16 protein-coding genes, 1 tRNA gene and 1 riboswitch are annotated in these 23,011 nt (G+C 54.2%); of the genes, 4 read left to right on the top strand and 13 right to left on the bottom strand.

All coding sequences use genetic code 11. The annotated features are described in order from the left end of the window. Positions 1 to 162: 162 nt before the first annotated feature. A complete protein-coding gene (locus HGO37_RS12890; RefSeq protein WP_250983612.1) occupies positions 163 to 1,164 on the bottom strand; it encodes an MBL fold metallo-hydrolase in 1,002 nt (333 codons plus the stop codon). 200 nt (positions 1,165 to 1,364) lie between these two features. Between HGO37_RS12890 and HGO37_RS12885 the strand changes: the two genes are divergently transcribed. Further along, entirely contained in the window at positions 1,365 to 2,750 is a 1,386-nt protein-coding gene (locus tag HGO37_RS12885) for an MDR family MFS transporter (RefSeq protein WP_250983611.1), read from the top strand. Positions 2,751 to 2,819: 69 nt separating this feature from the next. On the opposite strand, the gene HGO37_RS12880 is transcribed toward HGO37_RS12885, so the two are convergent. The 6 genes from HGO37_RS12880 to nrdH form a co-directional block, all read right to left on the bottom strand. Continuing rightward, positions 2,820 to 3,584: an RlmE family RNA methyltransferase gene (locus HGO37_RS12880; RefSeq protein ID WP_250983610.1), complete on the bottom strand. Its 765-nt coding sequence runs from the start codon at positions 3,582 to 3,584 to the stop codon at positions 2,820 to 2,822. A 12-nt stretch (positions 3,585 to 3,596) separates the two neighbouring features. Next, entirely contained in the window at positions 3,597 to 5,150 is a 1,554-nt protein-coding gene (locus HGO37_RS12875) for a Ppx/GppA phosphatase family protein (protein ID WP_250983609.1), read from the bottom strand. Between the two features lie 191 nt (positions 5,151 to 5,341). Then, positions 5,342 to 6,316, bottom strand: a complete 975-nt coding sequence (gene nrdF / locus HGO37_RS12870) for a class 1b ribonucleoside-diphosphate reductase subunit beta (protein WP_250983608.1) — start codon at positions 6,314 to 6,316, stop codon at positions 5,342 to 5,344. Between the two features lie 18 nt (positions 6,317 to 6,334). Then, positions 6,335 to 8,488, bottom strand: coding sequence for a class 1b ribonucleoside-diphosphate reductase subunit alpha (nrdE, locus tag HGO37_RS12865; RefSeq protein WP_285200571.1), 2,154 nt, complete (start codon positions 8,486 to 8,488; stop codon positions 6,335 to 6,337). Next, complete coding sequence (gene nrdI / locus HGO37_RS12860; RefSeq protein WP_192487052.1) at positions 8,458 to 8,874, bottom strand: class Ib ribonucleoside-diphosphate reductase assembly flavoprotein NrdI; 417 nt, start codon at positions 8,872 to 8,874, stop codon at positions 8,458 to 8,460. Before nrdI ends, nrdE begins: the two co-directional genes overlap by 31 nt. A gap of 12 nt (positions 8,875 to 8,886) precedes the next feature. Further along, positions 8,887 to 9,108, bottom strand: coding sequence for a glutaredoxin-like protein NrdH (gene nrdH, locus HGO37_RS12855; protein ID WP_192487051.1), 222 nt, complete (start codon positions 9,106 to 9,108; stop codon positions 8,887 to 8,889). 248 nt (positions 9,109 to 9,356) lie between these two features. Next, a riboswitch (cobalamin riboswitch) is annotated at positions 9,357 to 9,574 on the bottom strand. A gap of 288 nt (positions 9,575 to 9,862) precedes the next feature. Here nrdH and HGO37_RS12850 point away from each other — a divergent pair. Further along, positions 9,863 to 10,486 carry a class I SAM-dependent methyltransferase gene (locus tag HGO37_RS12850; protein ID WP_192487050.1) on the top strand — a complete coding sequence of 208 codons (624 nt, stop codon included), beginning with the start codon at positions 9,863 to 9,865 and terminating at the stop codon, positions 10,484 to 10,486. A 455-nt stretch (positions 10,487 to 10,941) separates the two neighbouring features. Here the strand turns inward: HGO37_RS12850 and HGO37_RS12845 are convergent. After that, positions 10,942 to 11,018, bottom strand: a tRNA-His gene (locus HGO37_RS12845). Between the two features lie 311 nt (positions 11,019 to 11,329). On the opposite strand from HGO37_RS12845, the gene HGO37_RS12840 reads away from it, so the two are divergent. Further along, a complete protein-coding gene (locus HGO37_RS12840) occupies positions 11,330 to 15,028 on the top strand; it encodes an ATP-binding protein (RefSeq protein WP_250983607.1) in 3,699 nt (1,232 codons plus the stop codon). A 358-nt stretch (positions 15,029 to 15,386) separates the two neighbouring features. Continuing rightward, complete coding sequence (locus HGO37_RS12835) at positions 15,387 to 16,937, top strand: ABC transporter permease (RefSeq protein WP_250983712.1); 1,551 nt, start codon at positions 15,387 to 15,389, stop codon at positions 16,935 to 16,937. A gap of 317 nt (positions 16,938 to 17,254) precedes the next feature. Here the strand turns inward: HGO37_RS12835 and HGO37_RS12830 are convergent, their stop codons facing one another. From HGO37_RS12830 to HGO37_RS12810, 5 genes are all read right to left on the bottom strand, one after another. Further along, on the bottom strand, positions 17,255 to 18,076 hold the full coding sequence (locus HGO37_RS12830) for an ABC transporter permease (RefSeq protein ID WP_192487048.1): 822 nt from the start codon (positions 18,074 to 18,076) through the stop codon (positions 17,255 to 17,257). A gap of 10 nt (positions 18,077 to 18,086) precedes the next feature. Further along, positions 18,087 to 18,992 (bottom strand): ABC transporter permease subunit, encoded by a 906-nt coding sequence (locus HGO37_RS12825; RefSeq protein ID WP_250983606.1) that lies wholly within the window; start codon positions 18,990 to 18,992, stop codon positions 18,087 to 18,089. Between the two features lie 11 nt (positions 18,993 to 19,003). Further along, positions 19,004 to 20,161 carry an ABC transporter ATP-binding protein gene (locus HGO37_RS12820; RefSeq protein ID WP_250983605.1) on the bottom strand — a complete coding sequence of 386 codons (1,158 nt, stop codon included), beginning with the start codon at positions 20,159 to 20,161 and terminating at the stop codon, positions 19,004 to 19,006. A gap of 117 nt (positions 20,162 to 20,278) precedes the next feature. Continuing rightward, entirely contained in the window at positions 20,279 to 21,373 is a 1,095-nt protein-coding gene (locus HGO37_RS12815) for a polyamine ABC transporter substrate-binding protein (RefSeq protein ID WP_192487045.1), read from the bottom strand. Positions 21,374 to 21,500: 127 nt separating this feature from the next. Beyond that, a complete protein-coding gene (locus tag HGO37_RS12810) occupies positions 21,501 to 22,919 on the bottom strand; it encodes a helix-turn-helix domain-containing protein (RefSeq protein ID WP_250983604.1) in 1,419 nt (472 codons plus the stop codon). Positions 22,920 to 23,011 lie beyond the last annotated feature (92 nt).

Here is a 23,011-nt window from a genome sequence, read left to right as displayed (position 1 = left end):
CCACCGGTGGTTTCACAAGGAGTTCTTGGAAGTTGGCGAGGGCTGGTAACACGTCTATGACAGGAAGGAAATAGCAAAAACCCGGATTCATTAATCCGGGTCTGCTGATCAGCTCACACTATTATGCATAGCTCGTTGTGTTTCAACCAAAACGGGAGGCTATTACAGGTCAAATTGGTAGGACTTCGGCACGAACCTGTAACCCTGGTCCTGCTTTTCGACATAACCGACTGATGGGAATGGCATGTGGTAACCGAGAAATGCCAGCTTGTCGGTCGCAATCATATCAAAGACTTTTTTTCGGGTTGCCGCAGCGGCAGCCTTGTCCATGTCGAAACGCACTTCCCATTCCGGACGCTGCAACGACAGCACATAATGGTTGGCCGTATCAGCGGTTAGAACAAGTTGGCGACCTTCCGACTCCACCCGGAAAATCATATGGCCGGGAGAGTGGCCGAAAGCCTCGATACCGGTAATGCCTGACACAACTTCAGCACCTTCTCCGATAAAGGTCATCTTTTCTGCAAGTGGCTTCACCTTGCCGAGCACACCCTTGTGGCCGTTTTCAGCTGGGGTTCCGACGCGGGCATCGCTGGTCCAGAAATCATATTCAACCTTGCCTGCCACATAACGGGCGTTGGGGAATGCCGCTGCGTCCTTCTCCGTCAGGCCGCCAATATGGTCGCCGTGCATGTGGGTCAGGACAACAACCGAGATATCCTCGGGCTTGTAACCGGCCGCAGCCAGGCCCTCCTGCAGGCGTCCATTGCCGTTGGCGCGGCCAGCCTCACCAAAGCCGGTATCAAACAGCACGCGCTCCGATCCGGTATTGATCATGACGGGTGCAAAGCTGTTGACGAACTTGTCTTTGGGAAGAAAGTTCTCTTCCAGAAGTTCGCCGACGGTTTCCGCAGACTGGTTGGTGCCGAAGGTTTCGTTTGGCGGTCCCGACACGGCTGCACCGTCCTTGATGACCAAAACCTCAAAATTGCCAAGCTTGAAGCGATTTGTTTCCGGCCCCATAGCGTGGTTTATCTCCATGGATGTTTGTGGTTGCGCGGTTTGCGCCATCGACGCACGCGCCATGATAAACGGAGCAGCCAGTACACCTGTTCCGGCAGATCCCAGAAGTACGCGTCTGCCGATTTTTGAAATCTCAGCCATTGTCCTGTCTCCTCAAAAAAATGTCCGTTTTCATTTGGCAGGAGTATGCAGACAAGACTAAGACGTTGATACCACTTAGATGAAACATCACACACACGTGATGGATGTCAAATCCACGACAAAGCAATTGGCATTGATCCACATAGAAACTAAACACACACCGTGTGAACCTGATCACAAGCGCAGCGCAGGCATTTCCCATGAACCGCATCATACCGCTTATCCTTGCCGTGGCATTGTTCATGGAGCAGATGGATTCCACCGTCATTGCAACAGCCTTGCCGACTATTGCCCAGGACCTCAATGTCGGGCCGATTACTCTTAAGCTGGCCCTCACCTCCTACATGGTGGCGTTGGCAATCTTCATTCCGATCAGCGGATGGATGGCTGACAAATTTGGCGCCAAGACCATCTTCCGCCTGGCCATCGGCGTCTTCATGGTAGGTTCGCTGTTCTGTGCGGTATCCGGTTCACTGGCAGAATTCGTGCTTTCGCGCTTCTTGCAGGGCATGGGCGGCGCAATGATGACGCCGGTTGGTCGTCTCGTCCTGTTGCGCACAACAGACCGCAAGGAACTTGTATCGGCCATGGCCTTGCTGACCATTCCGGCGCTGCTGGGTCCACTGACGGGGCCACCGGTTGGCGGCTTCATCACGACCTATTTTTCCTGGCACTGGATTTTCCTGATCAACATCCCGATCGGTGTCGCCGGTATCGTGCTGTCCAGCATCTACTTGCCGGTGATCGAAACCACCAATCCGCCGGCCATGGATGTGAAAGGTTTTATTCTGTCATCCGTCGCCGCATCGGGCGTGGTTTTCGGTGTTTCGGTTATCAGTCTTCCCGCTCTGCCGCCGACCATCGGCATCGCCTCAATTCTCACCGGTATCGTCGCTGGCGTGCTTTACGTGATCCATGCCCGCAGGCACCCGGCTCCGATCCTCGACTTCAAGATTTTCCAGAATACGACATTCAGAATAACCTCGGTCAGTGGCACGATCTTCCGCATCTCGACCGGCGCCATTCCCTTCTTGATGCCGCTGATGTTGCAGATCGGGTTCGGGTTGAATGCATTTCAGTCTGGCATGGTGACCTTTGCGGGCGCGATCGGCGCCATCACCACGAAGTTTATTGCAAAGCGGATGTTCGCCGCGACCGGCTTCAGGACCACATTGATTGTCGCCTCGGTAGTTGGCGCGTTTACAACAGCGGCCAATGCGCTGTTTGTGCCGGAAACACCGCACTCGATCATCATCAGTGTTCTTGTCGTGTCCGGTTTTGCCCGGTCGTTCTTCTTCACCGGTTCAAATGCGCTGAGCTATTCGGAGATCGACAACAATCAGGCCAGCCAGGCAACATCCATGTCGTCGGTTCTGCAACAGATCAGCCTTGCATTGGGTGTGGCGTTCGCCGCAACCATTCTGGAAGTCAGTGCCGCATTGACCGGTTCGCACCTGCAACTTGCGGACTTCCATCTGGCATTTGTGATTGTCGCGGCATTTTCGCTTCTCGCCCTGATACCGCTGTTCCGCTTGGATAAAAACGCAGGTGAAGCAATATCCGGGCATCGTCCGAAAATCAGATAACAGCGGAAACAAGACTGCGCAGCGCCTTATAAAGGGCTGCGCAGCCATTAAAGATCGAAACGTTGTCGCTTAGACGTCTTCGTCGGCGTCCTGCTCCAAAGTATCGCGCTCGTCGGCATGGTGGTCGGCCGCACCTGTATCTTTGCGGCCCTTGAAGCCCTTGGCCAGCAGGAACATTTCTACCGACTCAGAGCGCGATGACGCAGGTTTGATATGCAGGACCTGTTTGAAGTTGCGCTTTAATAGATCAAGCAGCGACTTTTCCGTGCCACCCTGGAAGGTCTTGGCAAGGAAGTGTCCGCCTTCTGCCAACACCTCAATGGCGAAGTCCGCCGCGACTTCGCATAGATGCATGGTGCGAATATGGTCGGTTTTCTGATGGCCCGTGGTCGGCGCCGCCATGTCCGACAGGACGAGATCCGGCGTGCCGCCGATTGCTTCCTTCAGCTTTTCTGGCGCAGTCGGATCAAGGAAGTCGAGCTGCAACAGACGAACGCCCGGAATAGGATCGACCTCAAGGAAGTCGATCGCGGCAACGCGGATATCGTCTTCGGTCGAATCCGTAACCTTGGCTGCAATCTGCGACCAGCTGCCCGGAGCGGCACCCAAGTCGATAATGCGGGTCGCACCCTTCAAGATCTGATGTTTGTCGTTAATCTCGAGAAGCTTGTAGGCTGCGCGGGCGCGGTAGCCTTCCAGCTTGGCGCGTTGCACATAGGGGTCATTGATATGGCGTTCAAGCCAACGGCGCGATGACGCCTTGAGCTTGGTTTTTTTCACCTTCTGGCCAATTTTACGGCCGGTGCGATTGCTTCCGACTGGAGGCTTACTCATAAACTTTATTCCTTATCTCGCACCGTTTTGCTGGCGGCGCAGACGATTGCGTCGCCACGCGCCATCATCCGCCATCATATCGGTCAACAAGCCTTCACGCAGCCCGCGGTCCGCGACCCGCATACGTCGAGCTGGCCAGCGGCGACGGATGGCCTCCAGAATAGCGCAACCCGCCAGCACCAGATCGGCACGATCCGGGCCAATGCAGGCATTGGCGGCACGGCCGGCAAAATCCCAATCCAGCAGCTTGTTCTGCATGGCTGTCACTTCGCGGTCCGACAACCACAAGCCATCCACCTTGCGGCGATCATACCGTGGCAAATCCAGGTGGACACCTGCCAGTGTGGTGACCGTGCCTGAGGTGCCGATCAGATGGAAATCTTCCAGTACGTCGCTTGCCGCAAATGGCGGGCACACGAACGAATCGAGAAGGCCTTCGACTTCGGTCACCATCGCGGAAAACACCTGCGGTGTAACATCGCGACCACCGTGACGTTCCGACAGGGTGACCACGCCAACTGGCAGCGATGTCCAGTGGGTGATGTGGTTGGCAAGACGGTTGGAGCGATTTTCACCAACGCGGATCACGGCAATTTCCGATGAACCGCCACCGATATCAAACAGCACAACCGAGCGAGCATCACGGCCAATCAACGACGAGCAACCGGAGACAGCAAGACGCGCTTCAGTTTCACGGCTAATGATTTCGAGGTCTAGGCCGGTCTCGCGGGTGACGCGGGAAAGGAACTCCTCCCCGTTTTCGGCAGCGCGGCAGGCTTCGGTCGCAATCAGGCGCATGCGCCGGATGGGACGCCCCGACAGTTTTGCAGCACAAACGCGCAGTGCTTCCACGGCACGGTCCATCGCTTCATTAGAAAGGCGGCCGGTTGAAATCAGCCCCTCTCCCAAGCGCACGATACGCGAAAAGGCATCAACCACACGGAACTGGCCGGGACGCGTTGGCTGGGCAATCAGCAGACGGCAATTGTTGGTGCCGAGATCAAGCGCCGCATACATATCGGCGGCCTGATCAGCATCACGGTCATGGCTGTGCTGGCGCTGGCCATGCCGGTGACCATCACCACGCGATGTCGATCCCGTTCCGTCCTGCCCGGACGACTGGCCTTGCGGCTTGCCGTTCTTGGCAACATGCGTCGGAACCAGCGGCCGGCCTTGCGGCCCGCGGTGTCCACGGCGACGGTCGCGAGATTTGCGTCCCTCGGGTGAACCGGCATTTGGTCCCGCCGCCTTGGCGGCCGGGCCATTGGCTTGAGCACCATCGTTGGCAGATTTTGTTTCTGGATTGGAATTTTGTCCGCTGCCGCGCGAACGCCTGCGCCGTTTGCGCTTGCGCTCACCGGCATCCTGGCCGGGTGAGGTTTCATGCTGAGAATCAGCATGGGAACCGACGACAACAACCGGCGTAGCAACTTGGGCGCCACGGTTAGTACCGTTGCGCTTGCCTTTACCACGTCGAGAGCGTTTCGCTCTGCTCTTGTTTACCGTCGACGCCCCTGATTCTGACGGCTTTTCGCCGCTGCCGGGGTCAGTCACTGTCTTGTCCATTTCGCCGCGCAAAGCGAGAAGCAATGCCGCAGGCGTTTAAAGGTTTCGTTGGGCAGAACATACCAGCACACGGCATTTTAGCCAACCGTTTTTTGTTTTGCCCAATGGCGGCGGCAGCCTGACACCACAACCGCAATCACAAAAAATCAGTGCACCCACTTTGCGTGCGAACTGGACAGAGAGGTCGCGGTTTAGAAATCCCAGTCGTCATCCTCAGTCGCAACCGCTTTACCAATGACGTAGGACGACCCAGAGCCGGAAAAGAAGTCGTGATTTTCGTCTGCATTGGGTGAAAGCGCTGAAAGAATTGCCGGATTAACCTTGCATGCTTCCGGCGGAAACAGGGCCTCATATCCCAGATTCATCAGCGCCTTGTTGCCGTTGTAGTGCAGAAATTTCTTGACGTCTTCGCTGAGGCCAACACCATCATAGAGTTCCTCGGTGTATTTCGCCTCGTTGTCATAAAGCTCAAGCAGCAAATCAAAGGCAAAGTCCTTGATCTCCTGTTTCCTGGTATCGCTGAGACGAACCAGCGCCCGTTGGAACTTGTAGCCGATGTAATAACCGTGAACGGCTTCGTCGCGAATGATCAGGCGGATCAAGTCAGCCGTGTTGGTCAGCTTGGCGCGGCTGGACCAATTCATCGGAAGGTAAAAGCCGGAATAGAACAGGAAGCTTTCCAGGAAGACGCTGGCGACCTTCTTCTTGAGAGGGTCATCGGAGGCATATTGCTCCATGATCAATGTCGATTTGCGCTGCAGGAACTCGTTTTCTTCCGACCAGCGATAGGCATCATCAACATCAGGTGTCAGGCACAGCGTCGAGAAGATGGAAGAATAGGAGCGCGCATGCACCGCCTCCATAAAGGAAACGTTGGATAGCACCGCCTCTTCATGCGGCGTGATGGCATCTGCCATCAGCTTTACCGCACCGACACCGTTCTGAATGGTGTCGAGCAGTGTCAGTCCGGTAAACACACGGATGGTGAGCTGCTGTTCCTGCGGGGTCAATGTTGCCCAGGACGGGATATCATTGGAGAGCGGCACCTTTTCCGGCAGCCAGAAATTGCCGGTCAAACGGTTCCAGACTTCCAGATCCTTGTCGTCCTCGATGCGGTTCCAGTTGATTGCACTCAGACGGCTGGCCGTCTTGATTTGCATGCTCATGTTGCTTGTCCCTCAAATTTACAGCGTACAGGAAACGCAGCCCTGAACCTGCGTGCCTTCCAGCGCCATCTGGCGCAACCGAATGTAATAAATGGTCTTGATGCCCTGCTTCCACGCATAGATCTGGGCGCGGTTGATATCGCGGGTGGTGGCGGTGTCGCGGAAGAACAGTGTCAGCGACAGTCCCTGATCGACATGTTGTGTGGCCGCGGCATAGGTATCGATGATCTTCTCAGGACCGATCTCATAGGCATCCTGATAATATTCAAGATTATCATTGGTCAGATAGGCTGCGGGATAATAGACGCGGCCAATCTTGCCTTCCTTGCGGATCTCGATTTTCGAGACAATCGGATGGATCGAAGACGTCGAGTGATTGATGTAGGAGATCGAGCCGGTTGGCGGCACGGCCTGCAGGTTCTGGTTATAGAGACCAGATGTCATGACCGCTTCTTTCAATTCCTGCCAGTCGTCCTGGGTTGGAATGTGAATACCGGCCTTTTCAAACAGTTCCTGAACCCTCTCAGTCGCAGGCGTCCATTCGCGCTGTGTGTATTTGTCGAAATATTCGCCGGACGCGTATTTGGAGTTTTCAAAGCCCTTGAAGCTTTCACCAAGTTCCGTAGCCAAGCGGTTCGATGCGCGGACTGCGTGGTAAGCCACAGTGTAGAAATAGATATTGGTGAAATCGATGCCTTCTGGCGAACCATAATAAATGCGCTCGCGGGCGAGATAACCGTGCAGGTTCATCTGGCCGAGACCAATCGCGTGGCTTTCCTCATTGCCCTTTGCGACCGATGGCACGGACGAAATATGGCTCATCTGCGAAACGGCGGTCAAAGCGCGAATTGCAGTCTCGATGGTGGTGCCAAAATCTGCAGAGTCCATCGCGGCAGCAATATTCAAAGAACCGAGATTGCAGGAAATATCCTTGCCCATATGGCTGTAGGAAAGGTCATCATTAAAGACACTTGCGTCGCTGACCTGCAGGATTTCGGAGCACAGATTGCTCATGGTGATACGACCGGCAACAGGGTTTTCCCGGTTCACCGTATCCTCGAACATGATGTATGGATAACCGCTCTCGAACTGGATTTCGGCAATGATCTGGAAGAACTCGCGGGCCTTGATCTTCTTCTTGCGAATGCGGCTGTCGGCAACCATTTCGCGGTATTTTTCAGTCACCGAAATCTCGGTAAACGGCACACCGTAAACCCGCTCCACGTCATAAGGCGAGAAGAGGTACATATCCTCGTTGTTCTTTGCCAGCTCAAAGGTGATGTCGGGAATGACCACGCCGAGCGACAGGGTCTTGATGCGGATTTTTTCGTCGGCATTTTCGCGCTTGGTGTCGAGAAACCGCATGATGTCAGGGTGGTGCGCATGCAGATAAACCGCCCCTGCCCCCTGGCGTGCGCCGAGCTGATTGGCATAGGAAAATGCGTCTTCCAGCAGTTTCATCACCGGAATGACGCCGGATGACTGGTTTTCGATGTTCTTGATCGGTGCGCCCATTTCACGGACGTTGGTCAGGGACAGGGCGACACCGCCGCCACGCTTGGACAATTGCAGGGCGGAATTGATGGAGCGGCCAATGCTTTCCATGTTGTCTTCGATGCGCAACAGGAAGCAAGACACCAGCTCGCCGCGTTGCTTTTTACCGGCATTGAGAAATGTCGGCGTTGCCGGCTGGAAACGACCGGAAATCACCTCATTCATCAGGTTGCGGGCCAGCTGCTCATTACCGCGCGCCAGCGTCAGCGCCACCATGCAGATACGGTCTTCGTAGCGCTCAAGGTAACGCTTGCCGTCAAAGGTTTTCAGCGTGTAGCTGGTGTAATATTTGAACGCACCCAGGAAGGTCGGGAAGCGGAATTTACGCGCATAGGCTTCGTCGAAAAGATCACGCACGAAATTGAAGGAATACTGGTCCAGAACCTCCTGTTCATAATAGCCTTCCAGCACCAGATAATCGAGCTTTTCCCGCAGGTTATGGAAAAAGACCGTGTTCTGGTTGACGTGTTGCAGAAAATATTGCCGTGCCGCCAGCTTGTCCTTGTCGAGCTGGATTTTGCCATCCTCATCATAGAGGTTCAGCATCGCGTTCAGCGCGTGATAATCCAGCGCCGTTTCACCCGCCTTTAGTGGGCGCTCGAGTGTTGTGACGTCCAAAATCGTTCCAATCCATGTTTGGCTTTCGCAACATCTTCCCCGGTACCCAACAGCTCGAATTTGTAGAGAAAGGGCACGTCGCATTTGCGGGATATGATGTCACCGGCAAGGCAGTAGGCCTCGCCGAAATTGGTGTTTCCAGCGGCGATAACACCGCGAATGAAGCTTCGATTTTCCGTAGAGTTCAAAAACTGGATAACCGGTTTCGGCACCGCACCTTTTGCGCCGCCGCCACCATAGGTCGGCACGACAAGCACATAAGGCTCTGTCACCAGCGGCGGGACCTGATCTGCCGCAACTGGTAGGCGCAGCGCCCGAAACCCCAGCTTTTCAACGAAGCGACGGGTGTTTTCCGATGTCGATGAATAATAAACGATCAGCCCCATGCCGATCGTCCGTCACGACAGCGTGCTGATCATATCCGGCCTGAAACCGGCCCAATGGGTGTCACCCGCCACAACAACCGGCACCTGACGGTAACCGAGATTCTGCACATGCATCAGCGCCTGATCATCAACGGAAACATCGATGACATTGTACGCAATACCCTGTCGCTCCAGAGCGCGTGTCGTGGCCGTGCACTGTACACATGCAGGTTTGCTGTAGACGGTGATATTCATGACGTTCCTCGTTGGTCGATAAAATTGGGCAAGCGGATGCATTCGGTTACGTCTTGGGGACAAAACCGTTGGTTCTTAAAATTCTCGGGGGTCTGAAATCACATCAGATTAAATACCGCGCGCGCATCATGACGAACGGAACACATATTTTATACAGCATGCTTTCACCCCGAAGCTTTGGCAGGGGTCAAATGTGCGCATGCCAAGCTATGCCTGGGATAACACGCACCCTTCGGACACCCCGCCCGTGGATTGTCTTGTTCGAGGCAGGTCTCCTGGCTCGCGGGTCACGGCATCATACCCAGTCTTCCCAAAGCACACATGCTTCAGTGACGGAATTAAGTAGACGCTATCCGCTTACAGTTGCGGGGGCAGCTATGGCATCGCCTGACTACGCTGGCTCACCATATTCCCATCTTAGCCTCCATGTCTTGCGACCGGAAGAACCTAGAACGCTACATATAGTATGGATAGCGCGTGATTCGTCAATCATGCACAATAGGCTGAAAGGCAATTTCCACATGTCAGCATGCATTGGTTTGATGCATGCTGTGTGACGGAACGTTTGTCGGCCTGCATTGCGGGCCTTTCCCCATGCTGCACCGACCCAGCCTCACGACCGAGATATCCTGTAAAAAGCGCATGACAAGGTAACTTCACTTGAAAATCACCGCAATATTGGGATGCTGCCTGCCAACAGTGCTAAGCACGTGATTCGAAATTGAAATTTCGCATAATTTAAAAGGCGGACGTCATGGTTTCCCATCAGGAAAAATCCGAGATTTATTGGAAAAACACCAGCAATTCACATCTGGCTGCACCGGAATATTACGAGAAAAAGAAAAAGATTCTCGAGGTTATTATTTCACATATTCCAGCCGCACATTCGACTTTGGATATCGGATGCGGCAACGGCGAATATACCGCAATGTTTTTGCCGAAATCTGAGAAGATCGTCGGCTACGATATCTCGCCCGGCCTGCTGGATGTTGCCAGACAAAATTTCGCGCACGAACCCAAAATGACCTTTCACTGTGCAACGGTGGACGAAATTTCTCCAGACCAGGAAAAGTTCAACACCATCCTGTGCATGGGCGTAACGAGCTGCATCATTGACGATGAGAAATTTAATGCTCTCGTCAAGAAAATGGTCCATCTGGCGTCCAACAACGCATTCATCATCATGGGTGACTCACTGTCTCACCACAATACTCTGTCTCTCGAAGACCAGTCCGGTTACGTGGCCAAGTACAGAGACCTGCATCTTTACCAAAACACCTTCATCAGCGAGGGTTTGCGGCTCGTCAGCGATATCAAGGTGATGGACGGCTACGGCGGCAAGACGACCAACAATCTGATGTTGTTCTGGAAGAAATAAGCGTGACAGCGCTGCTCGAAATCGCCGCCTCATCTCAAACATAACAAGCCTCCCGTACGTCAGAATGCGGGAGGCTTCTCATTTGGACGTAATCAGAAGCGTCGCGACCGGTAGGGTGCAGAACGTTCTTTTTTGCGACATTAAGCTTCGGCTTGAGCTCATCTGTCGCATTTTCAGTCGCGCCAAAGTGATTGCCTGAACGACAAACAGATGCAGTTAGAATGTTGAGATAAAATCGCGTTTAAGCGAATCAATGTGCTGCTTTAGGCGTAGTGCGCCACAAGTCGCGTTTCAAAGCCGGTGATTTCGATCTGAACACACAAACCGGGCGCACCGGACGCAAATTTGCGAAAACTCCAGAAAGCGGTCACATGGTGAGAAACCATAGCAGACAGGGCAACCGGGGCTTTTTACATCCCTAGCGTCTTACAACTGTCTGAATTTATGTGGAAAAATGGTACGGTTGAGTGGAGTTGAACCACCGACCTCAGGTGCCACAAACCTGCGCTCTAACCAACTGAGCTACAACCGCACACGACCGGCCGCAAGGCCGCTATGGGGGTCACATACGGGGTGTTTTCCGTTTTTGCAAGACCCTTTGAACTTTTTACAAAAAAAGACGTGGAATAGCAAATGCCGATCATTGACCGCAGGCCCACCAACAACCAAACTTCTGGCAATTAACTCTGTTTGCCAATTCCCTGCTGGTGATTATGGACCGCCGTGCGCTGGGAAGTTATTTAATATTCTGTTAACATGCCCTGTACGCATTAATGCTTGGCTTTTCATGAGGAAAAGCGACAGAAACATGCTGGGGTCAGCAGTACCAGAATAGGTTTCGAGATGCCCGCCGTTCAATATCCTTTCATAGATATAGCTGTTCATGAGCGTGTGCGTGACCGTTTTGGCCGGGGCGAAGCCCTCGTGTTGTTTTCTGTCGATCTCGAACATGTCCTGTGGGCAAACGGTCGCGGCGCCTCGCTGTTCGGCACGCCTTCAATCTATGATTTTGTGGATCATGGCCCGAAGCCGCAGGATATCACCTTCCGACAGATTTCGATGGCGGCGAGCAAGCTATCCGCCGTTGGCGATTCCCAGTTTTTTACCGCGCGTATTGCCTCGGGTTTCAGAACCTTTCCGGTGAAGGCAATCGTCGAACTGATCGAGGTCGATAACAATACCCAGGCCATTCTTTTTGCATCGCCCGTTGATGTGCAACAACCGTCGGCGCAGGACTGTGCAAATCGCATGATCGAAGGTTTCAGCGATCCCGACATTCATTTGGCGGTGCTGGATGAGAGTGGGCTGATCCTTGCTGCGTCGGATAATTTTCGCAATCTCGGCATCACGCCTAATACCGTAAAAACGCTGACAACAATGACCCAGCATCAAGCCGGGCATCTGGTTAAGCGCCCTATTCCAACCGGCAAGGGTTATTTGCCAGCTGCGACCGGCCAGCTTAGCCAGACACCGATCATGAACCTGTTGTTTGTGGTGGAAACTGCAATCGGGACACTCGACCCGGTTTTCGACGGCAGTGAGCAAGACGATGTCGCTCCGGCAGCGCCCGTGGCAGCTGTAGAGGTGACAGAACAGGTTATTGAACCAACTGAAAACAAATTCGAGACACTGATCAACGACATCGCCACCATTGAAGATCTGCCGCAGCAGGACGAAGAGTTTGATGCGTCGGAAGCACTTGATGCGCAGGCGTCGCTGATCTTCTCTGACGTTGAAGCGCCTGAACGGGCTGAGGCTGAGGCTGAGGCTGAGGCTGAGGCTGAGGCTGAGGCTGAGGCTGAGGCTGAGGCTGAGGAAAACATTGATGTTGCAGAGGAAGAAGTACAGCGCTCTGTTACCGAAAATTATGATGAGCGCTCCAAGGACCTCGACTTTCCTGTTTTTGACGACATCGAACCAGTTACCGTCGCGGATGTAGCTGTAGAAACTGTTTTAGAAACAGAAGCTGTGGCCGAAGAAATTGAACAGGCTGACGACGCACCATCTGCGGCGGCGGGCACATTCATATTCAACCCATCGGCCCGGGCTTCCCGGTTTGTCTGGAAAATCGATGCGAATGGTTGCTTCAGTTCGATCTCGCACGAATTTGCCGAAGCCGTCGGACCGCGCTCTGCCGCTGTCGAGGGCATGTCCTTTGCGGATGTTTCGAGCCTGCTGAACCTCGACAAGGACGGCAAGATTACCGAACTGCTCAGCAAACGTGACACATGGTCCGGCAAAACGATTTTCTGGCCGGTCGAAGGCACATCACTTGTTGTGCCGATCGATCTGGCAGCCCTGCCGACCTATACGCGCACCCGTGAGTTTGACGGCTTCCGTGGTTTCGGCATCGTGAGACTGGCCGATGCCGTTGAAGACCCGCATGCTATCGGCCTGACACTTGCCGAAACCGATATCGCTCCTTTGGTAGACGTGGTCGACACGACGCTGCCAGAGTCCGAGACTATTGTGCCGCAGGAAGAGCCACAGGCAGACGAGGCGCCAGTCGCCGAGGTCGAAGACCATGAGCCGGAAACCAAACTGACCGACGAGGCGGTTATCGTCGCGGAGGAGCAGAGCGAAGCAGAGCGCGAAAAGCCTGCCGCTTTGCAGCCGCCGCACGAAGAAGTTCCTGTGCTTCGGATCAGCGAAACCCCAAATCGTCGTTTCTCGGACAAGATCATTCAGCTGGAAGAACATCGTTCTCGCGGACGCGATGGCTTGAGCCCCGGCGAACAGGCTGCATTCCGTGAAATTGCGCGCCAGTTGACGCCCAAGGACGAATTGGAACCTGCGCCGGTGTCCGAGCCTCTGTCACCCGTGCAAGAGGTTGAGCTGGAAAGCCCAGTTGCTGATGTCTCGGACGTTTCTGAAGAGATCGCTGTTGAAGCGCCCATCTCGCTCACTGACGAGCTGACACCGGCAGAAGAAGAAATCACAGCCACGGCAGAGGCTGACGAACCGGAAGCGCCTGAGGTAACCGACGTAGAACCTGAGATCACCGAGGTGGAACACGAAGTGCCACCTGCCCGTGAGGTCGGTACATTGACGGAAGAAACCGTTGATGCGCTGCCGCTGGCGCTGCTCATCCATACAGGCGACGACCTCATTCACGCCAACCCGGATTTCCTGCGTCTGACTGGCTATAGCTCTGTTGAGGAACTGGCTTCGGTTGGTGGCATTGACGCGCTGCTGCAAAGACAGGATCTGGAGAATATCGGCGAAGGCAGCGGCGGCATGGTTGCCGTAAGCGCCGAAAACGATCTCATTCCTGTCAATGCCCGCCTGCAGTCCATTCGCTGGCATGGCGCCGCCGCACTGATGTTGTCGCTGGTGCCGGTCCACAAGGTCGTGGAGCCAGCCCCTGTCACTCCAGTGGCCGAGGTGATCGAAGCTCCTGCAAACACCCTTGCGGTCGAGACATTGCAGGGTGAAGTCGATGAGTTGCACTCGATCCTCGAAACGGCAACTGATGGCATCGTCATCCTGGACGAGGAAGGCACCATACGCTCCCTCAACAGGTCTGCCAGCGCGTTGTTCAATTACGACAATGGCGAGATCAGCGGCAAACCCTTCGTGGTTCTGTTTGCCCATGAAAGCCAGAAGGCCGTTCTCGATTATCTTTCGGGCCTGTCGAACAATGGTGTCGCCAGTGTTCTGAACGACGGCCGTGACGTTATCGGCCGCGAAGCAAGCGGTGGTTTCCTGCCACTGTTCATGACCATTGGGCGGCTCAAGTCTTCCAGAGGGTTCTGCGCGGTCATCCGCGACATTACCCAGTGGAAACGCACCGAAGAAGAATTGCGCAATGCCAAGCGTGTGGCGGAAACCGCCAACGCGCACAAGACCGACTTCCTTGCCCGCGTCAGTCATGAAATTCGCACGCCGCTTAACGCCATTATCGGTTTTGCCGACATGATGGCAACGGAGCGTTTCGGGCCGATTGGACACCCGCGTTATGTGGAATATGCCAATGATATTGGCCGCTCTGGACGCCATGTGCTGGATATCGTCAATGATCTGCTCGATATCTCGAAAATCGAAGCCGGCCAGATGGATCTCGATTTCGTGGCTGTTGAACTGAACGAAACGATCTCCGAAGCGGTATCGCTGGTGCAGCCACAGGCCAACAACCAGCGCGTCATCATCCGCACGTCGCTGTCGCAGTCGGTTCCCGCCATTGTGGCCGATCTTCGTTCGATCAAGCAGATCGTGCTCAACATTCTTTCCAACGCCATCCGCTTCACACCCGCTGGCGGACAGATTGTTGTGTCAACCGCCTACGAGCCGAATGGCAGTGTCAACCTGCGCATTCGCGACACCGGCATCGGCATGAGCCGTTCGGAACTGGAACAGGCGATGAAGCCTTTCCGGCAGGTGGCGTCCAGCAACCGCATTCGTGGCGATGGTACCGGCCTCGGTCTGCCACTGACCAAGGCGATGGTTGATGCGAACCGGGCGAATTTTTCGATCAGTTCTTCGCCCAATGAAGGCACGCTGGTTGAAATCAACTTTCCCTCGCAGCGGGTTCTCGCCACCTGAGTGAATGAATTTTTGAGAGGGCGTTGCATCCCGTCACAGGAACGCAATGCCCTTTTTACGTTGTTTCGGCAGGCAAATCCGCGCCCACTTTTGCCAGCGTGCTTTTGCCGCGGGATTTTCACATGATGCTTTATGAAAGCAGTTCCTGTTTGAGTAACGATGCTGTAAACAGCGGACTTCTTTTGCAGTAACGGATTTCTGCCGGACAGCCGGTGGAAGGATCAGACAATTGCAGTCAGCCGATACCAGTCTCCAGCATGTCTCCGGGCCAAGCACACGCTTTAACCTGTTGAGCCTCATTGCAATTCTTGTGGCGCTCGTGGTCGCCATTCCCATCATTGCGGTTTTCTGGATTGCCATGAGCGGCGGTGTTGGAAACTGGGAGCATTTGTTTGCCTATGTGTTGCCACGCGCCGGTGGTAGGACGGTATTGCTGTTGTTGTGCACCGGCTTACTGGCAACTTTCTTCGGTGCCTTGACCGCCTGGCTGGTCACGACGTTCGAATTTCCGCTGCGGCGTGTCCTGTCTCTGGCGCTCGTTCTGCCGCTCGCCATCCCCGCCTATCTGGCGGCCTATGCCTTCGGCGAATTTTTCGATTTTACCGGGCCATTGCAGACGGCAGTGCGTGGCCTGTTCGGCTATCACAGCATCAAGGATTACTGGTTCCCGGACATTCGCTCGCTGGGTGGTGCGGTGCTGGTGCTCAGCTCAGTACTTTACCCTTACATCTATCTGTCTGCCCGGTCGGCGTTCAGTATGCAGGGACGGTTTGCGGCCGAAGCTGCGCGTACCATGGGCGCTTCTTCCTGGCGGATTTTCTGGCAGGTGCAATTGCCGATGGCGCGCCCGGCGATCATGATCGGCCTGACACTGGTGCTTATGGAAACACTCAATGATATCGGCGCTGTCGAATATCTCGGTGTGCAGACACTTACCTTCACGATCTACGAAACATGGTTGAACCGTGGCAGCTTGGCTGGCGCCACGCAGATTGCTGCGGTGGTACTGCTGATTGTTGGTGCGCTGATCCTGTTGGAGAGAACAGCGCGTAAACGTCAACGCTTTTCCACCCAGAAAACCACGATGATGGCGCAACGGTTTCTGCGGAAACCTCTGACGGGTCCCAGAAAATGGCTGGCGACCATCACCTGTTTGATACCGGTTTTGACCGGTTTTGCCATTCCCGTTCTGGTGCTTGGCACCTATGCGGCCAAAAGGCTTGACGGATTTCTGTCTCCCAAGCTTCTGAAAGCGCTATGGCATAGCCTGTCTGTTTCAGGCACCGCTGCCTGCCTGACACTCGTCATGGGTTTCGTGCTGTCTTACGCTGCCCGCGCCAATGCATCGCCTGTAACGCGCACAGCTGGCCGGGTCGCCTCGCTGGGTTACGGAATACCCGGCACGGTTCTGGCGATTGGCGTGCTTATTCCGCTTGCCGGCTTTGACAATCAGGTCGACGCTTTCATGCGCAGCACATTTGGCTATTCAACCGGTCTGATGATGAGCGGAACGGCCTTTGCGATCATCTACGCAAGCACAGTGCGTTTCATGACCATGGCAGAAGGATCGCTGGATGCCGGCTTCCAGAAGCTTTCACCACATATGGATATGGCGTCACGCACTCTGGGCCGCACAAAACTGCAAACGCTTGTCTCGGTGCTCATTCCCAATATGCGGCCGGCAGCACTGACCGCATCGCTGTTGGTGTTTATCGAGTCTTTGAAAGAACTATCAGCGACAATTCTGCTTCGCCCATTCAGCTTCAATACGCTGGCAACACTTGTCTATGAGGATGCGTCGCGCTCGAAGGTACAGGATGCATCTGTCGCGGCCATCATCATCATTGCAGCAGGGCTTATTCCGGTGGCACTGGTTTCACGATCGCTGGAACAGCGACCGTCTGAGTAATCACCCAAAAAGAAAGGCAGCTAACGCTGCCTTAAAAATTAATGCTGTTCAACGAAAGGAGGAGTAGGCCGACATCATGTCTGTAGGACCAGAGGTCCTTGCGCCATCCACTCATCGGATGGCCCCACGTTGGTTTACTTTTGTCAAACGCCTCTTAACAGTGTGTTAAAAACCGCCCCAATCTATCAATGGCAAAAACTCGCGCATGTCTTTTGACACATGCCTTAAACCGACACCGGATTGCCTTAGAGCCGAATGCAAAAGCGCGCCAGGGTTTGCCCCCGACGCGCCTGATAGCTTCAAACCTACAATGCCGTTCAGCCTGCAGCAGCCTTGGCCGCCGCGTGCTCATCACGGATGCGTTGCAGTTCGGTCCGTTTCGAGGCAATCGACGCAAAGATCACACCCATAGTGACCAGACCGATCAGGATCGTACAAATCGCATTGATTTCCGGCGTCACGCCAAGGCGAACCTGCGAGTAAATCTTGATGGGCAGCGTCGTGGCTCCCGGACCTGTCGCAAAGCTGGCAATAACCAGATCGTCAAGTGACAGGGTAAATGCCAGCATCCAGCCAGCCAGAACCGCCGGGAGAATAAGTGGCAAGGTAATGCGGAAGAAGGTTTTGACAGGTGGGCAACCAAGATCCTGCGCCGCTTCTTCAAGGCTGCGGTCAAAGGTCAAAAGGCGTGATTGCACGACGATTGCCACGTAACACATGGTGAATGTGGTGTGGGCAATGACCACCGTCCAGAAACCTCTGTCGACACCAACCGCCACAAACAACAGCAACAGCGAAAGACCGGTGATGACTTCTGGCATGACGAGCGGTGCATAGATCATACCGGAAAACAGCATGCGTCCCGGAAACCGGGCAAAGCGTACCAGCGACAGCGCTGCCAATGTGCCGAGGATCGTGCCAAGGGTGGCGCTCAACACACCGACCCGGGCTGTCACCCAGGCGGCATCCATCAGACCCTGATTTGACCACATGGCACTGTACCATTGCAGGGAGAAACCACCCCATACAGTGACTAACTTCGAGGCATTGAACGAATAGATCACCAGAATGATGATCGGGATGTAGAGAAACGCAAACCCGAGGGTAAGGACGGTTACGTCAAACTTTCTGTTTTTCATCGCCCTGCCCTCACGCTTTCTGCTGCTGGTTTTGGAAGATGGCAATTGGAACCACCAGCACCAGCAGAAGCAGAACGGCAACAGCCGAGGCAATTGGCCAGTCACGGTTACCGAAGAACTCGGTCCACAATGTCTTGCCGATCATCAATGTTTCCGCACCACCCAGCAGATCAGGGATAACAAATTCACCGGTAATCGGGATGAAGCAGATCATGGAGCCGGCAATCACACCCGGCATGGAAAGCGGGAAGGTAATTTTCCAGAAGGCTTTCCATGGTGGGCAACCAAGGTCGGTTGCCGCTTCCAATAGGGTATTGTCAAGTTTTTCCAAGGCTGAATAAAGCGGCAGCACCATGAATGGCAGATAGGAATAGACCATGCCGATAAACACGGCCGTTTCCGTGCGGAAGATATGGACCTGCTGATCAGGTGCCATAAGTCCCAGCCATTGCAGGAACACCGTCAACAGCCCCTCCGGTTTCAGAATTCCGATCCATGAGTAAACGCGGATCAGGAACGAAGTCCAGAATGGCAGGATCACCAGCATCACCAAGGTCGGGCGAATAGTGGACGGTGCACGCGCCATGGCAAGTGCCATCGGATACCCGATCAGCAGCAACATCAGCGTTGAAACGAAGGCAATTCTTACCGAAGAAAAATAGGCATTAACGTAAAGTGCGTCTTCGGTGAGAAAGAGATAATTGTCAAAATTGAGTTGCGACAGAAAATCGCCGATAGCGCCGAAACCCTCAAAAACCGGCGTATAAGGCGGCATGGCAATCGCGGTAGCAGACAGCGATATTTTGACAATGATAAAAAACGGTACTGCAAAAAACAGCAGCAGCCAGAAATAAGGAACTGCTACTACCAACCAGCGTGCAAGACTTTGTTTGTTTTCCGAAGAGGCCGTTGCCATGAGAACCTCCCTTAGTTGGTCAAAACCATACCGGAATCTGGTCGCCAGTTGAGCCACACCGTATCATCAAAGGTGATCGGGCGATCAACAAGGCGGGACACGTTGGCTTGAGCCGCACGCATGATGCGGCCATCCGCCAGCTTGACGAGGAACACCGAGAAGTCCCCAAGATAACCGATGTCCCAGACCTGCCCACTGACTGCATTTGTCGTGGTATCTGCTGGTGGATCGATAGTGATACGGACCTTTTCCGGTCGAATGGCAAAAGCAACCTTGTTGCCGACTACGGCCTTGCAATCCTGCTCGACTGTCACACCCAAACCTTCACAATCGAGAAGGACGGTTCCGGGTTTGCCGACACCTGCCACATTGGACAACACGCTTGCCTCGAATATGTTGATATCGCCAATGAAGTCCGCAACATAACGGCTGTTGGGTGCCTCATAGATTTCCGCAGGCGTGGCAACCTGAACCACATTACCCTTGTCCATGACTGCGATACGGTCGGAAACGGTCATCGCCTCTTCCTGATCGTGAGTCACAATCAGGAAGGTCAGGCCTAGGCTTTGTTGAATATCCATGAGTTCGAACTGGGTTTCTTCGCGCAGTTTTTTGTCGAGCGCGCCAAGCGGCTCATCCAGCAACAGAACCTTCGGGCGTTTGGCAATCGAGCGCGCTAGAGCAACGCGCTGTCTTTGACCGCCCGAGAGCTGACTTGGTTTGCGTTTTGCAAATTCTGTCAGCTTGACCATGCGCAGCATTTCTTCAACGCGCGCCGATATGTCGGCTTTGGGCAAACCATCCTGCTCCAGGCCGAACGCAATGTTCTTTTCGACCGTCATGTGCGGGAAAAGTGCGTAGGACTGAAACATCATGTTGGTCGGTCGTTTGTGCGGCGGGGTACCGGAAATATCCTTGCCTTGCAGCAGGATACGGCCTTCCGTTGGCTCTTCAAAACCGGCCAGCATGCGCATCAGCGTGGTCTTGCCACAGCCGGATGGTCCCAGCAGTGAGAAGAACTCACGTTCATAGATATCAAGTGTCAGATTGTTGACAGCGACAAAATCACCAAAGCGTTTGGTGATGTTTTCAAAGCGGATGAAGGGTACGGATGCGGGATCGTCCCAGGGACTGAATTTTCGTTTTACAGGTCCGAGAGACTTCGCCATTCGCAATCCCCTAAAAATAACAATGAGGCGGGCAAATGGTAGCTGCCAGCCCAACAAGCTGGCAACCAATGGTCAGAAACGTGCCCGCCGGCCGTTTCTGAACCAGCGGGCCCAAAATCAGCTACCGGTTTTTATCTGTGTCCAGACGCGGTTCAGAACGCGCTGTTCTCTCGGTCCATAAGGCGAGATGGTGAAGAGCTTCTTCATTGTCGCTTCGTCAGGATAAACTGCCGGGTTCTTGGAAACGGCTTCATCCATCAACGCCTGTGATGCCAGGTTACCGTTGGCGTACTGAACATAATCAGACGCCTTGGCGATGACTTCCGGCTTCATCAGGTAGTTGATGAAGGCATGAGCTTCGTCAACATTCTTGGCATCCGCAGGAATGGCAAGGTTGTCAAACCACATGTAGGTGCCTTCCTTCGGAATGACGTAGTCGACAGTCACACCGTTCTTGGCTTCTTCAGCACGCGTCTTTGCCTGAAGAATATCGCCGGACCAACCGATGGTGATGCAGGTATCGCCATTGGCAAGTTCGTCGATATAGGCAGACGAGTTGAAGGTCTTTACCGATGGACGGATCGCCTTGTAGACTTCACCACCAGCTTCCAGATCAGCAGCTTCCTTGCTGTCCGGATCCTTGCCGATGTAGTTCATTGCAATTGCGAAGGTTTCGTCCGAAGCATCAAGAATGTTGATGCCACAGCTCTTCAGCTTTTCGGCATTTTCAGGCTTGAACAGAATGTCCCAGCTATCGATTTTCACGTCACCGAGAGCTGCTTTAACCTTGTCGACATTGTAACCAATGCCTGTTGTGCCCCACATGTAGTTCACGGCATATTCATTGCCGGGGTCGTACTTGGCGAGACGCTCGCTGACTTCCGGCCACATGTTGCTGAGGTTTGGAATTTTCGATTTGTCGAGCTTCTGAAACACGCCTGCCTGGATCTGGCGGGCGAGGAACGGTGCAGTTGGCACGACAACGTCGTAACCGGAGTTACCGGCCAGCAGCTTGGTCTCAACCAGTTCGTTGCTGTCAAAAACGTCGTAGACAACCTTGATGCCGGTTTCCTTGGTGAAATCGGTCAGGATCGATTCGTCGATATAATCGGACCAGTTGTAAACATGGACCACTTTTTCCTGTGCGAGGGCCGTACCGGCCATCAACATTGCGGCGAAGGCGACAGACATACCAAGTGAGCGCTGCGTCATGATTTCTCCTGTTAATACGCCTTTCGAAGCAGGCGGCATCCCCTTTTTGAATGAGACTAGAAAGGAAAAAGATTATCGGCAAGCGGGAAATGTGCAGTGCAGAATTTCCCACTTCACTTTTTTGGAGTTACTGAAAATCAAAAACACTCAATCCTGTAACCATTTCATCCAAACCCAATGGACGGGTTACCGGCGCTTGCGCTCTTGAGAGACAACCGGAGCGTTCACACAGGCGACAGGAAACACCGATGCCAACGGTGCCACTCGTTACTCTGGCAACATCACCATAGATTGTCTCGGCGCCTTGAGTGATATCGCAGGCCAGCAAAATCGCTGTGCGCCGCACCCTTTCACCAAAGGCTGTTTTGGGACCCTCGATCGTTCTGGCGATTGTTAAAAATGTGTCCCCATCCAGCACCTCGGCCGCTTCGGCCATAAGTTGTCCCGGCTGACTGAAGGCGGCATGGATATTGAGCCGCGGACAGTGGCCACCAAAGCTTGAATGCGGAAAGCCATGCGCTCCTATCTTGCGAAAGCGATTGCCCGCCTGATCAATCTCCATCAGGAAAAAAGCAATGCCAGACGCACCCGGCCGTCCCAAAGAGACAAGTCGATTGGCGACCTGCTCGAAGGACACCTGAAACCGTGACGCGAGAAGATCCAGATCATATCTGAAACGTTGCGCCGCCGCGAAAAATGAGCCGTAAGGCATGATCAGGGCATGAGCAGCGTAGCGGGCGAGTTCAAAACGCGCCAGGCGTTTGGCTTCTGGGCTACTGAGGTCCAGGGTTTCCAGCGACGCCTGTATCTCCGGCTGGAGCATCAGAAGGCATGCCTCCATCGCCATTTCCTGCAGCCGGTCAAAAGGTGACAACCGCTCGGACAGAAACAACCGCATGGAATGCCTGTCATACCGTCTGCGAAGATTTGGCATCGCATGGATGGGCAAGGTGCGCACCACGACGCCGTGCGTTTTCTGCAGCCAGGTTTTCAAGGCTGCCGGCAGGTCGTCACCCGGTTTCAACTGCTCATGGAATGTTTCGGCCGCGTCATCGATCGCCGCAAAATAATAGCTGCAATGTTCAAAGGCATCGCGGACCTCATCGATCGGCAACCGCGCCGATGAAAGAGACGATCCTTGACCATCCCTCGCCATCAGGCCCGCGAGATCAGACAGCCGTTCTGCCTGTTCGCGGTAGGCCCGATACAGTTTCATGATGCCACCGGCCACATTGGGTGCAGCATCTGCCACCTCGACCAGCTCCTGTGGAGATGGCACCTCCCCCGTCAGCAGCGGATCGGCAAACACTTCCCGTAACTGCGTGGCAACACCGCCGCTTTCACCCTGTAATTCATCCAGGTCAATCTTGTACGCAGACGACAGCTTCAATAGCAGCTGCACGGTCAAGGGGCGCTGGTTGCGTTCGATCAGGTTGAGATAGGACGGCGAAATGCCCAACCCCTCCGCCATGGAGGTCTGTGTCAAACCAAGGCCATTGCGCACGCGCCGCACACGCGGGCCTGCAAAAATCTTATTCTCCGCCACAGGCTCCTCCCTTTGACAAGAATATTACAAGATCGAGTTGTCGTTGTTTTTACAATTTTTACAAATTTACTACAGCCGTCAGTAAATGATAC

It is taken from the genome of Rhizobium sp. CG4, assembly GCF_023701965.1.
Taxonomy (GTDB): domain Bacteria; phylum Pseudomonadota; class Alphaproteobacteria; order Rhizobiales; family Rhizobiaceae; genus Agrobacterium.
This window is presented reverse-complemented; position numbering and strand designations above follow the sequence as displayed.